11 protein-coding genes are annotated in these 12,785 nt (G+C 57.5%); 1 reads left to right on the forward strand and 10 read right to left on the reverse strand.

Going from position 1 to position 12,785, the window contains the following annotated elements; genetic code table 11:
* Positions 1-5: 5 nt before the first annotated feature.
* Positions 6-575, reverse strand: coding sequence for an LOG family protein (locus RAE07_RS05385; protein ID WP_034656137.1), 570 nt, complete (start codon positions 573-575; stop codon positions 6-8).
* 108 nt (positions 576-683) lie between these two features.
* On the opposite strand from RAE07_RS05385, the gene RAE07_RS05390 reads away from it, so the two are divergent.
* Entirely contained in the window at positions 684-1,817 is a 1,134-nt protein-coding gene (locus RAE07_RS05390) for an ROK family transcriptional regulator (RefSeq protein WP_239207773.1), read from the forward strand.
* On the opposite strand, the gene RAE07_RS05395 is transcribed toward RAE07_RS05390, so the two are convergent.
* The 9 genes from RAE07_RS05395 to RAE07_RS05440 form a co-directional block, all read right to left on the reverse strand.
* Positions 1,800-2,396: an HAD-IA family hydrolase gene (locus RAE07_RS05395; RefSeq protein ID WP_317001467.1), complete on the reverse strand. Its 597-nt coding sequence runs from the start codon at positions 2,394-2,396 to the stop codon at positions 1,800-1,802. The two genes, RAE07_RS05390 and RAE07_RS05395, sit on opposite strands and share 18 nt — an antisense overlap.
* A gap of 13 nt (positions 2,397-2,409) precedes the next feature.
* Entirely contained in the window at positions 2,410-2,763 is a 354-nt protein-coding gene (locus RAE07_RS05400; RefSeq protein WP_200288422.1) for a hypothetical protein, read from the reverse strand.
* Between the two features lie 82 nt (positions 2,764-2,845).
* Positions 2,846-3,346: a ferritin gene (locus RAE07_RS05405; protein ID WP_023020290.1), complete on the reverse strand. Its 501-nt coding sequence runs from the start codon at positions 3,344-3,346 to the stop codon at positions 2,846-2,848.
* A gap of 285 nt (positions 3,347-3,631) precedes the next feature.
* The gene (locus tag RAE07_RS05410) at positions 3,632-5,113 is read right to left on the reverse strand and encodes a SulP family inorganic anion transporter (RefSeq protein ID WP_284798802.1); all 1,482 of its coding nucleotides are present in this window, start codon (positions 5,111-5,113) and stop codon (positions 3,632-3,634) included.
* A gap of 21 nt (positions 5,114-5,134) precedes the next feature.
* Entirely contained in the window at positions 5,135-5,647 is a 513-nt protein-coding gene (locus RAE07_RS05415; RefSeq protein WP_005326355.1) for a phosphoribosyltransferase, read from the reverse strand.
* Positions 5,648-5,720: 73 nt separating this feature from the next.
* Positions 5,721-7,124, reverse strand: coding sequence for an AMP nucleosidase (gene amn, locus RAE07_RS05420; RefSeq protein WP_034656130.1), 1,404 nt, complete (start codon positions 7,122-7,124; stop codon positions 5,721-5,723).
* A 233-nt stretch (positions 7,125-7,357) separates the two neighbouring features.
* On the reverse strand, positions 7,358-8,506 hold the full coding sequence (locus RAE07_RS05425) for an MFS transporter (RefSeq protein ID WP_317001468.1): 1,149 nt from the start codon (positions 8,504-8,506) through the stop codon (positions 7,358-7,360).
* Positions 8,507-9,390: 884 nt separating this feature from the next.
* A complete protein-coding gene (locus tag RAE07_RS05435; protein WP_200288998.1) occupies positions 9,391-10,104 on the reverse strand; it encodes a response regulator in 714 nt (237 codons plus the stop codon).
* Entirely contained in the window at positions 10,097-12,676 is a 2,580-nt protein-coding gene (locus tag RAE07_RS05440) for an ATP-binding protein (RefSeq protein ID WP_317001469.1), read from the reverse strand. Before RAE07_RS05440 ends, RAE07_RS05435 begins: the two co-directional genes overlap by 8 nt.
* Positions 12,677-12,785: the final 109 nt, after the last annotated feature.

Genomic DNA, 12,785 nt, shown 5'->3' on the forward strand with positions numbered 1-12,785 from the left:
GTTAGCTAATCGTTGTCCCACTTTGTACCGGGATAGCTCCAGTGGCTGAACTCATCCAGGATGTCCTGCGGTTTCTCTTTCATTACCAGCGCGTCTACAAAGCGCGGCAGAATGAAACCGGATTCAGCCATGGCGGCGTACATGGCGTAGAAGGGGCGCCAAAAGTCCGCGGTATTAACTAGGCCTACCGGGCCGCGGATGTGGCCCAGCTGCTGCAAGGTGAGTACCTCAGTAAGTTCTTCAAGGGTGCCGACTCCGCCGGGGAGGCAAATATAGGCATCGGCAAGCTGCTCCATGCGGGTCTTGCGCTCAGCCATGGAGCCCACGACCTCTAGGGTGGTCAGGCCGGGGTGGGAAATCTCTAGATCCACCAGTGACTGCGGCATCACGCCGGTGACGGTGCCGCCGGCGGCTAAGCAGGCTTGCGCCACCTCGCGCATCAAGCCGATATTGCCGCCGCCATACACCAAGTTCAGGCCGCGTCGGGCCAGTTCGGTGCCCAATTCCTGTGCCGCCTGAGTATAGGCCGGGGAGTTTCCTGTTGCTGAACCACAATAAACCGCTACTGACTGCATGCTCTCCAGCATAGATATCTGCGCCCCCACCACCACCTTTAGACTATTCGGTACATGAAACTTTTATCAGGTTAGACAAAGCAGTCTGGGATGCTTATACTCCTTTTTATGATCAAATCTGGCCCAGTGTTCACGCGGCCCCGCACGCCGGCCGCAAAGTGCCTCCATTTGGTGCGCCTGAACCCGATCATCACCCGGAGCGAGTTGGTGGAAGCCACCGGACTTTCCCAGCCCACCATCACGCGCGCTACCACTTCCCTACTCAACGCGGGCCTCATCCAGGAACGCACCGACCTCACCCAGTCCCGTGGGCGCGGTCGGCCAACTGTGCCGCTTGAGGCGGCCGATAATGACTGGGCGCTCGGCGGCATCTCCGTGGGCACCAAGCAGACCTACATCGGCCTCTATGACATCAAGGGCCGCACCTTAAGCGAAGAAGAGTTGGCCACGCCGGTAGCAAACCTCAGCGAGGATGACTTCCTCGAGCACATCATGGCCGGCATCAATCGCCTGATGACCAACCTGAACCACCGCTTGGTCTCCCTCGGCGTGACCACCTCCGGCACCGTGGATGACAACGGCTTGGTCACCGCAGAAAACCTCAACTGGCACGGCGTGGACATCGCCGAACGCCTGCGCTTCCAGTTCGGCGTACCCGTAGTAGTCTCCTCCGCGATCCCCGCTATTTTGGGTTCCGAAACCCAAGCGGCCGAGATTGGCACCAGCGAGCGAGTTCTGGTGCTCTTTGCGGATGATTCCATCGGCTCGGCACTCTCCATCGAGGACGAGGTCAGCCCCATTATTCCCGTACCGCAAACGCACTCTGAGCTCCTTGGCCACGGCGCTTCCGAGCGCCTGCTGGCCACCCGGCACATCCTCGAGGCAATACGGCAGGAGGGAGTGAAGGCTGCCTCGCTTACCGAGGCCGCCCAAATCGCCGAATCCAATCCCACCGTCCGCACCATTCTGGACGAGCGCGCCCGCCAATTGGGCACCATCACCGCGGAACTGGTCAAAGCCCACTCCCCGGCCACCGTGGTCATCGCCGGCGGCGCGTTTACCGACGACCCGAAGGCCCCCAAGCAATTCGCCGCCACCGTCCGCGCCTCCGCAGGCGATGAGTTGCAGCTGCGCATGATCCCCAGCCATAAGGAGATTGTCCGCGCGGTAGCCCGCACCGTGGCCACCGACCAGCTCCTGCGCCAACCGCTGGAGCTAGGCCGCTCACTCCAGTGTGCTTAGCACCTCACGTACCGAGTCGATGCCGCGAAAGAGGTGGGCATTGAGCCCGCAGTAGCTAGCGCCCTCCACGTAGTCGATGCGGTCATCAAAAAAATAGGTATCTTTCGGCTGCGCGGACAGCGCATCCACGGCTACGCGAGAGGCCTCTGGGTGCGGCTTTGCCAGCCCAATATCGCAGCTGAAGGTCACCGCCGCACAGTCCTCCAGCCAGGTATGCTTCTCGCGCACCTGCCCCGCCAGCGTGGTGGGAATATTGGACAAAATGCCTACACTATAGCCTTCCCCGATAAGCCCCTTGACCAAAGCGACCATCCCCTGGTCGGCCTCCAGCAAACCGCGGTTTTCACACGCTACCGCCTCCGCGACGGGTATCTCCCCCAACCCTGCGCGGGCCGCTACCTCATTCCAAAAGTGGCTATCACTAAAGATGCCGGCATCATAGTCCGGGCGATAAAACCCGTAGGCCTCCCACATCGCCTCGGCATCGGATGGCGCGAGGAGGCGCTCCAAGGCTGCATGACTTTCTGGGGTAGCCGGGCGCATGAGCACGCCATACATATCAAAAAGGAGTTTGGGCATAACGAGAGCCAGTTTATGCGCGTTTCGGCGCCTGGGTCAGCACGGCTACGATTCCCACACCGGCGCCGGCCACAAAAACGGGCAGCATCGCGGAGACCTGTTCCATAGACAAGGCGAAAATGCCGCCGATCGCACCGATGAGCAGCATGCCACCAAGGCTATACAGCGAGCGAGTAACCAAGCCGCGCTTTCCCGCGGCACCGTACACCAGCAGCGCGAGCCCGGCGAATGGACCGAGCATGAGCGCCGCAGTGGTCAGGAATACCCCCAAGGCCACGTGGGTGGACATAATCGCCGCTCCCACGATGAGAAAAAGCGCCAGGATCAAAAGCGTCATGGCACAGAAAGCCTTGCGTTGTGTTGACATAGAAGCAATCCTCCCACGGCACTGCAGTGCCGTGGGAGGATTGCTCTAAATCTTGATGGGTTTGTTATTCACCCAGGCGCGCTTAGGCAGCGCCACCTTCGGTGCGACCAGCCAAGCGCTCATCGATGCGTAGCAGGCCAGAGCCGTCATTTCCTACCAGCTTGATCTGATCCAGAATCTCAGAAACGGTAGCTTCTTCTTCCACCTGCTCGCTCAGGAACCAGTCAACGAGCTGGCGGGATTCCAGGTCCTGTGCGTCCAGCGCCGCGCGAGCGATGGTGCGGATTTCCTCGGAGACCTTCTGCTCGTGCTCCAGGGAAGCCTGGAAAGCATCCTGCGGGTTAGCGGCCTTCACCGAACCAACCGGAATGTCATTGAGCTCTACGCGATAACCGCGGGAGAGCAAATGGTCCGCAATCTTTTCGGCATGCACGCGCTCTTCAGCGGCCTGGCCCATGAACCAATCGCGCATGCCCGGGAAGGAGAGGTTGTCCATCTCAAAGGCCAACTGGGTATAGACCATGGAAGCGCCGTACTCGCTAATGACCTGGTTATTCAGGAGGGTTTGCAGTTTCTCGTCCATTGTAAAAACCTTTCTGTGCAGGAAAATCAATAAGTGCTAAGCACCACACTACCGAAGATTCTCCCGCAATCCAGCAAGGCCTACTTAAGTAAACTTGCACGTCATTATGCTTTTTTAGATTGGATAACCTAAGTTAGCCAAGACAAAGCTATCCATCGCACGCAGGCAAAGTTCCCCTAAGAACGCGAGGTCATCGCGGAAACTATACATTTACGCCGACGCGCGCCCGAGTCCAGTTCGGCGCTTCTCGCTTGAGCGCTCGCACCCTAGGCCAATAATGTGACTTTATTCACCCAAGCGCCCACTGAGGCGATCGAGGCGCTGCGCGCTCGCTCCTTCCAGGCCGCGGAACTCTACGTCGATGCCCCTCTCGGCGTATTTCTTCTGCACCGCATCCAGCGTCGCCACGGTAGAGGCATCCCATACCTCGGCCTCGGTCATATCCACCAGCACGCGCTGGGTGTCCAGCGTGTAGTCGAAGGCGTAGACCAAGTCATTGGAGGAGGCGAAGAACAGCTGGCCACGCACCGTATACTCGGCATCGCCTACTTGTTTTACCTCCACCAGATGCGCCACGCGGCGAGCAAAACCAATGGATGCTGTCACCACGCCGAGCACCACACCGACCGCCAAGTTATGCGTGGCCAGCGTGCCTACGACCGTCACCAGCATCACCAGCGTTTCTGATAGCGGCATGAGCTTAAGCGTGCGCGGGTGAACCGAGTGCCAATCCACCGTAGTTGCGGCCACGATGATCATCACCGCCACCAGGGCGGCCATCGGAATGCGGCCGACGGTCTCGCCCAGAAGAAGGCAAAGGATGAGGAGGAAGACGCCCGCGAGGAACGTCGACAAGCGCGTGCGCGCCTGGGATGCCTTCACGCCGATCATGGTCTGGCCAATCATGGCACACACGCCCATACCGCCAATGGCCGCGGCGAGGATATTGCCCACGCCCTGGCCAAAGGACTCGCGCGTTTTATCGGAGTGGGTATCCGTAATATCATCCACCAGCTTCGCCGTCAGCAACGACTCCATGAGCCCCACCAACGCCATGCCAAAGGCATAGGGCGCAATAAGCCGCACGGTATCCAGGTTCCACGGAATATCCGGCACGAAAAGCCCCGGCAGCGAGGTAGGCAGCTCGCCTTGGTCCGCCACATCGGGGACCTTCCACCCGGCCGCGACCGCAATAATGCTGACCACCACAATGGTAACGAGCGGGGCGGGAATCACCGTGGTCAGCCGCGGTAGTCCCAGCATGATGGCTAGGCCAATGGCCACTAGCACATAGACCATCCACGGCACATCGGTAAGGTGCGGCAGCTGCGTGGTAAACATCATGATTCCCAGGGCATTCACAAACCCCGTCATCACCGAGCGCGGAATAAAACGCATAAGCTTGGCGACGCCCACCGCGGCCAGCACCACCTGCATGATTCCCGCCAAGAGCACCGCGGCGACCACGTAGTCATGCCCATGTTCATGCGCGAGCGGAGAGACAACGAGCGCCACCGCGCCGGCCGCTGCGGAAATCATCGCCGGCCGGCCACCGGTAAAGGCAATGGACATTGCCATGACGACGGAAGAAAACAATCCCACCCGCGGGTCCAAGCCCGCAAGGATGGAAAAGCTTAAGACCTCCGGGATCAAAGCAAGCGCCACCGCGAGTCCGCCAAAGACTTCCTTGCGCAGACGAGCGGGCGAGGAAAATGCATAACGGAAACTGGCGATGACGCCGGTTGGGGCAGGCTGTTCTTTAATCACGCCTGCTCATCCTAGTGGACTTTAGGAGCCTTCCTTAAAGGAGCCATCTGCAGTGATAACTGGCAGCACGGACCAGGCGAAGTTGATCCACTGATCGGTCTTCTTCCACGAAAAGTCCGGTTCAAAGATGGTCTTCGGCTTGGTGTAAATGACGGCTGAGCGCACCTCGTCTGCGGTTTCCTTAAGTAGATTAACCACCAGATCCAGGGTCTTGCCGGAGTCCGCGACGTCATCTACGACCAGTACCTTCTTGCCCTTTAGCGAATCCGTGTCCAGCTGCGGGGACAAGATGATCGGCTCTTCCAGGGTCTGGCCGATATCGGTGTAGAACTCCACATTGATAGCGCCCATGGCCTTCACACCGATGGCATAACCGATAGCACCGGCTGGAATGAGGCCGCCGCGGGCGACGCCCACGATGAGGTCAGGGAACCAACCAGATTCCACAATCTGTTCCGACAGGTTACGGCTCGCCTCGCCGAAGACCTCCCAGGTGAGGTTTTCCCGGTCCGGGTGGATCCAATTTTCAGTCACGATTGTGTGGCTCCTTTTGCGTCATGGGATTTCTTTGTAGTTTAACGAGCATTGCCTGCCAAAGAAAAGGCACCTACCGGAATGGAACCTCGCCCAAAGTCCGGCGCAGCTTGCGAGTGCGCAGGCGCTCCGGATTTTCGGCTAGATGCTCCATCGCGCGCACCGCGCACATCACGTGAGCTTCCTTCGAGTTGGAGTAGAAGGCCTGCGCCTGGGCCGGCAGCTTCGGCACCGCATGCAATGGCAGGTCAGAGACCGAAAGGAGTGTGCCGTAGGGAACGCGGTAGCGATAGCCATTGGCCGCGAGCGTGCACGATTCCATATCGACAGCCACCGCGGTGGAGGTACGCAGCCACTCCCACAAATCCCGGTTAGTGCGCCACTCCCAATTGCGATCATCGGTGGAGAGCACCGTACCGGTTCGCATGAGCGAATTATCGTCGCCATATACCGCCTTCACCGCAGACTCAAGCATGCGCTGTACCTCCGGAATCGCCGGGATGGGAGAGGTCGCCGCAACCTTTTGGTCCAAGATGTGGTCATTGCGCTGGTAGGCATTGCCCAAAATCAAATCCCCGATGCGCATGCGCCCATCCATGCCAGCGCAGTGGCCAATCATGATCCAGGCTTCCGGCCGCAGTACCGCCAAGCAATCTGTGATCGTCTTGGCGTTGGAGGGCCCTACACCGATATTGATCATCGTGATGCCATCACCACCGGCAGTGATCAGGTCAAAGCGCGGCATTTGGAAGCGAGACGTCAAGGTCAGACCGTCCACATCGAGGTCCACCGCATCGTTGGGATGAATGGTCTCGCCATTGGGCAGCACCAAGGCGGTATAACGCGAGTCTTCCCTGGTCAACTCGCGCAAACCGAATTTCACAAACTCGGTGGTGTGCATCGCGTAGTTAGTAAACAAAATGTATTTTTGCACCGTATCGACCTCGATGCCGGTGTAATGCTCAATGCGCGCACACGCGATATCAAAGCGCTGGGCACCAAAATGAAAAAGCGGCTTTTCCGCACCGTGGAAGGCATCCCATTCGCCATCAATGATTGCATCATTGACCTCATCCAGCGTCGGACGCGGAATAGGCCCGCGTTCCTGCGGGGCTTTCCTTGTGTCCTTGATGTACTCCGGTGGAATGCGCTGGTCCGATTGACCGACGAAAATATCGCACGGATAGTTACCCGCCAGGCGAGTCAGCTGCTCGTGCAGGTAGTCCCGAATGATGTACGGCTTGGAGATTACCGCCGAGTACTTGCCGGCCTCGTTAACGTAGCCGAAGGGCTCGGAACGATCGATGGGCTGCCATTTGCGGATATCCACCGTGACCTTGGGATAAACCACGTAGCGATAGTCATCAAGGTTTCCTGATTCCAAAGTCTTGCGCGCAAGCTCGCAGGAATTCTCGTAAATCTCGATCAGGCGGTTTACCGCCTCATCAACGGAGTGGACATGCTGCAGATCGGTCATAAGCGCGAGTGTAGCGGGGACTTCGCAGCGCGGCAGCGGTCCGCGCATTTCATTATTCTTTTCCGCGGTAGCTTCAGTGATACCGATACTGACATGATTTACTGCGAGAAAATCAAAGGCCTAGGATCAGTCCTTTTAGCTGCTAAGAGTGTCAAAGCAAAGGTCTCAAAGGGAATGCGACGAAGAGCTCGACTATGTCAATTCGGGCATCGTCCCATCAATCCGAAGTATTCCTAATTCACATTGCCCCCACTATGAGAGCGAGAAGAGGCACTGGCCCCAATACTGCAGACGATTCCTACTAGGACTGCACCTAGTGCTCCTAACAGGATTCCCGTGGAGGAGGGCAACAGTAATCCACCCACTGCGGAGCCGACTGCCGAGCCAAGGTAGTTCGCAGATGCATTAGCAGCAACAGCAGTCGCCCCTTCATTAGGGTTTGCACTGAGCATCGAATGCTGCTGTGGCGCCATTGACGACCACCCCAAAAGCCCCCAAGCAAAAAGACACACCACTGCCACCACGTGGCACGAAGGGAAGAGCAGCAGTAGAGCGAAATCAGTCACGAGTAATGCAATGATAGTGACCGTTAGTTTGCGTGAACTATTAACCTTGTCAAGCACCCTCCCAATCCCAAAAGCACCCACTGCCCCGCCGATACCCCAGACCCACATGCCAGCAATGGTGTCTACCTGCACACGATCAAGCACTACAGGAATATAGGTGTACAACCCCAGCGAACCCACTCCAACAAAGAAAGTAACTAAGGTCGTCAGGAAGTTATCCACTCGGCCGATGACTCGGAGTCGCTGCCCCAACGAGGAGGAGGGCACAGCTGGTACCACACTCGCTTTGCGCAACGCTAGACCCGCTAACGCCACTATTCCAATGGCCGAGACCAAACCGATGGTAGCCCTCCAGCCTAGCTGTTTAGCTACCCCCAATCCCACCGGTACGCCCACGACAGTTCCCACCGCTAAGCCAGCCAGCACCATTGACAGTGCGCGCCCGCGATACTTTGCTGGGACAGACATCCCCGCTACGGCTGAGGACAGCGGCGAATAAATTCCCGCTGCTGCACCTGCGATTAAGCGCGACACGAGAAAAACGCTCACTGTAGGCGAAACTGCAGTCACGACATTCGCCAAAGAAAACACAGCAACAGCTCCAAGCAGACCACTCCGCGGATCTTTGCCTGCCCTACCCGAGAACAGCGGACCAGATATTGCGTACGCGCCGGTAAAGGCGGTAACGCCCAAGCCGATCACACTGCCACTTGTACCCAAGTCGTTTGCAATCTGTGATAGCAGCCCAGCGATAACATATGCGTCCAATCCGAGCGCTACACTGCCCAAAACTAACGGCCACAGCTGTTTAAGCATTCGAAATCACCATATCGAGCAAACCAGGGAACCGTTCGTCTAGATCGCCTCTGCGCAAAGAGATAACACAAGTTCGTCCCTGGCTTCTTGTCCACGTCACACCGGCTTCACGCAGCTGCCGAGTGTGGTAGGTCAGGGTAGATCGAGGCAGGTCATCAGCGAGCGTCAAACTATCGTGCTCCTGACCGTCTGCCAGGCGCCTAACCATCTCTAACCGGATGGGATCACTTACCGCAGCCAGAACACGGACGAATTCAAGGTCCTCGGTGGCCGGATGCTCATACTTTCGTGGGCTCATCACAACTCCAATCGTGCAAGAATTCCTGAACGATCGACCACAGTAAGCTACCCGAGAGATTCGTGCAAGATTTCTTGCACGAATGCAGGTGCGCAGATAAAGCCCCACCCAGACAGCGATAAATGAACACCGGAGTCTTGAGGAGCTCTATTTTTAGATACCAAGCTTTCAACCCCAGACGTCTCTAATTCATAACCTTCAACGTTGGCACAATAAATCGAGCCAAGTTTATGAAAGTAGAGAGCCCTATTCCTTCTTCTAACGGTGCGTACAACGTAGCTTGATTTAATAGACCCTTCTACCCAAAAATATGCTCGAAGGTTCTTTGGTCAGGAAAGCATGACAGACACCGTCACCCCTTCAGGGAAAAGCAACTAATCTGCAGCACCAGAAATGATTTAGAGAACGAACAATCGCTGGTGACCAGTTGAAATGTTTAGTTCTTACGCGCTTGCAGTTGGTTAAATGCGCAGGGCACACCGAAGCCCTCGACGCATAAGCGTTATGGATACCAACTCGCACCCCTCCACTGCACAGAATTGCCACTGCAAGAGTAGTTCCCTGCAGAAAATGGCGTCAGCTACTCCTAGACTTCTGGGGAGGTAACAAAGCGGTATCCCAACCCGGGTTCAGTAAGGAGATATTGGGGATCAGAGGGATCGGTTTCCAGTTTGCGGCGCAGCTGCGAGGTATAGATGCGCAGGTAGTGGCTTTGCCCTTCGAATCCCGGGCCCCAAATCTCTGCGAGGAGGTCTTCTTTGCGCACCAAACCGCCGTGGGCACGCAGCAGCGTCGTAAGCACGCCCCACTCAGTAGGGGTCAGGTGAAGGGGCTTTCCTGCCTTGGTGATGGAGTGTCGAGGGACGTCGATCAGCACATCGCCCGCCCGCACCATCGTGGCTTCCCGCTGGGCAGATGGCTGCTGCGGGCTGCCATGCCGCAAAGCCACGCGCACGCGGGCCAAGAGCTCTTCCATAGAAAAGGGTTTGGTCACATAATCATCAGCACCGCGATCTAGGGCCGAGGCACTAAATAGGGGATCGGACCGGGCCGTAAGAATCAGAACGGGAATTGCTGACCACCCTCGAATCCCATCGAGGACCTCCCGCCCATCCATATCCGGCAGACCCATATCCAAAATCACCACATCGGGCTGATGCTGGGAGACCACCTGCAGACCCTCCGCCCCGGTGCTGGCTGAATACACCTCATATCCACGCGCCTTGAAGTTAATGCTCAAGGTGGTGAGCAAACGCGGATCATCATCCACGATGACAATCGTGGCCTTCTTATCAGTAATGGCTTTTCTCCTCCCGCAGCGGGAAACTCAGGATAAAGGTCGCTCCTGGAGTGGCCTCTACGGTGATAGTACCGTCCATAGCCTCCACAAATCCGCGTACGACGGAGAGGCCTAAACCCACCCCGTTGTCATTGCTGGTATCGCCCAAGCGTTGAAAAGCTTGGAAAAGCTCCTGCTGCTTTTCTGGTGAAATTCCCGGCCCTTCATCGCTCACACTCAGCTCCACGCGCTCATCTGTAACCTGCGCATCAACGTTGACTGGTCCGCTCGGCGCATAGCGCAAAGCGTTATCGAATAGGTTCGCCAGCACGCGTTCCAGCAAAACGCTATCCGCGCAACAGGTGCGGCCACGGAGTCCAGAACCAATATGAATGCGACCAAGTTGGTCCTTGCTATGTCCAAAGGCACAGGAAGCAATAGCCCGATTGGCTACCTCGTATAACTCCACAGTATCCCGGCGTGCAGTTACCGCTCCTGCACTCAAACGCGAGTGATCCAATAGGTTGGTCACGAGCAGCGTGAGTTGATCGATGCTAGCCGCGGTTTCCGCCAGTAGTACTTCTTGATCCTCTGGGGTGAATTCGATTTCGGAATTCCGCAAAGAGGACACAGCCAGCTTGGCCGTTGCTAGGGGCGTGCGCAGATCGTGGCTCACGCTCGATAGCAGCGCACGACGCAATTCATCAGCGGCAGCAATGGCATCGGCACGTGCGGCTTCAGCCGAAAGCTTGTCGCGGCGCACTATGCCGGCTAAATAGCCTGCCACAACCGCCACCAAAGCACGGTCGCGGGCGGATAACGCTGGGCCTTCCATCACAATCTGGACCGTAGTGTCCTCGCTGGAGACCAACGTTTCTACCTCACGTTTATGAGTCTTTGCGGGGATATGCAGGTGTCTACTTTGCCGGGGCGAGGCCGCCGAAGCGTGCCAGGTAGAGAGTATGTCCCCGGAGGCGTCAAGAAGCACGGCCTTATGGCAGCCGAAGGTCTCTCCTACCTTGCGAAGCACTGCGTCGATGGGAGATACGTCCGCACGGCGGTTGAGGGCTGCGCGGGAAAAGACCGTCAAGAGCTCAGCATCGCGCGTGGCAATGGCCGCATTATGGTGCTCTATTTTGGTGCGCCGCACTTGTAGGCCCACGGCCAGGGCAATGGCTACCATGACCACGAGGATGACAGCGTTAGCCGGCTCAGCAATATCGAACGTGTACAGGGGCTCGGTAAAGAACCAATTGACCGCCAAGCCCGAGGCAAACGCAATAATTACCGCCGGCCACAGGCCAGCGAGCATGCTCACGAGGAGGATCAGCGCAAAGTAAAAAGCAGAACACGTGCCTGTTCCCAATGCCGAGCCGTCGATGCCTTGCAACAGTGCGGTCAAGGCGATGAAAGCGACAGCCGCGCCCACCCAAGACACCGCCCGGCGCGGAAGGGAATGCAATGGTCGCAGCAGTGGTGAAAGAGGCGAGGGTTTATCGGACGGAAGATTAACAATGTGACAATCGATCTTGCCTGAATCCCGCAACACGGCCTCAGCAACGGTGCCGCGCCAGTGCAGGCCTAAGCGACGCCGTGGTGAAACACCCAAGACCAGCTGGGTGGCGTTGACGCTGCGGGCAAAATTAAGCAGCGCTTCTGGCACCGAGTCACCGGTGACCTGATGCAAACGGGCACCCACGTCCTGAGCCAAGGATTGTAATTTGGCCAGTTGTTGAGCGGAACCTGCAACAGAAGATTCACCGGAAGAAAAGGAATCCCCAAAAATTACGTGGACCACATGTAGCTCGGCTGAGGATTTGGACGCGATGCGGCGCCCGCGGCGAATGAGCAGTTCTGCATGCGCGACGTTCTGAATGGCCACAACCACCCGTTCCCGCGCTTCCCAGGTATCAGTAATGTCTTGTTCAGAACGGTAGGACGCGAGAGCCTCATCAACCTGGTCCGCCAACCACAACAGGGCAAGCTCCCGCAGTGCAGTCAGATTGCCCACCCGAAAATAATTATTCAACGCTGGGGCAATGCGTGCTTCTTTATAGATTTGGCCATCACTCAAGCGGGTGCGCAAGAGCTGCGGGGATACATCCACCAACTCGATCTCATTCGCCGCACGCACCACCTCGTCTGGCACCGTCTCCTGCGGGGAAATACCGGTGATCTGCTTTATTACGTCATTGAGGCTTTCGAGGTGCTGGATGTTCAGGGTAGAAATCACATCGATTCCTGCGGCTAGGAGTTCCTCTACGTCCTCCCAGCGCTTAGCGTGTTCCTCACCGCGCGGATTGGAATGGGCAAATTCATCGACCAGAACGGTTTCCGGCTGGCGCGAGATGATGGCTGCAGTATCGAGTTCTCCGGTGGATAGCCCGGCAGCGTGGCGCCGCGGGATGGTCTCAAGGCCATCACACAGCGCCCGAGTGAATTCGCGCCCATGATCTTCCACGATGCCAATGACCACATCGCGGCCGGCCAGCACAAGGCCGTGCGCCTCGTTGAGCATTGCACAGGTCTTACCAGACCCAGGCGCCGCGCCGAGGTAGATCTTCAAAGCGCCACGCTTGGTGGGCGGAATCAAGCGGTGGATGCGCCACGCTTGAATAGTTCGTTAAGTATTTCACGTGGGGTTGCGCCGCCGAGGATTTGTCGGGGTGTTTCGTTGAGCTCATTTTGCACCCACGCGACAT

The organism is Corynebacterium nasorum, assembly GCF_032821635.1.
GTDB lineage: Bacteria > Actinomycetota > Actinomycetes > Mycobacteriales > Mycobacteriaceae > Corynebacterium > Corynebacterium kefirresidentii.

Coding starts and splice junctions, on each gene's coding strand:
- RAE07_RS05405 (WP_023020290.1), bottom strand. CDS start 3,346: ATGGACGAGAAACTGCAAACCCTCCTGAATAACCAGGTCATTAGCGAG.
- RAE07_RS05400 (WP_200288422.1), bottom strand. CDS start 2,763: ATGTCAACACAACGCAAGGCTTTCTGTGCCATGACGCTTTTGATCCTG.
- RAE07_RS05425 (WP_317001468.1), bottom strand. CDS start 8,506: ATGCTTAAACAGCTGTGGCCGTTAGTTTTGGGCAGTGTAGCGCTCGGA.
- RAE07_RS05390 (WP_239207773.1), top strand. CDS start 684: ATGATCAAATCTGGCCCAGTGTTCACGCGGCCCCGCACGCCGGCCGCA.
- RAE07_RS05385 (WP_034656137.1), bottom strand. CDS start 575: ATGCAGTCAGTAGCGGTTTATTGTGGTTCAGCAACAGGAAACTCCCCG.
- RAE07_RS05395 (WP_317001467.1), bottom strand. CDS start 2,396: ATGCCCAAACTCCTTTTTGATATGTATGGCGTGCTCATGCGCCCGGCT.
- amn (WP_034656130.1), bottom strand. CDS start 7,124: ATGACCGATCTGCAGCATGTCCACTCCGTTGATGAGGCGGTAAACCGC.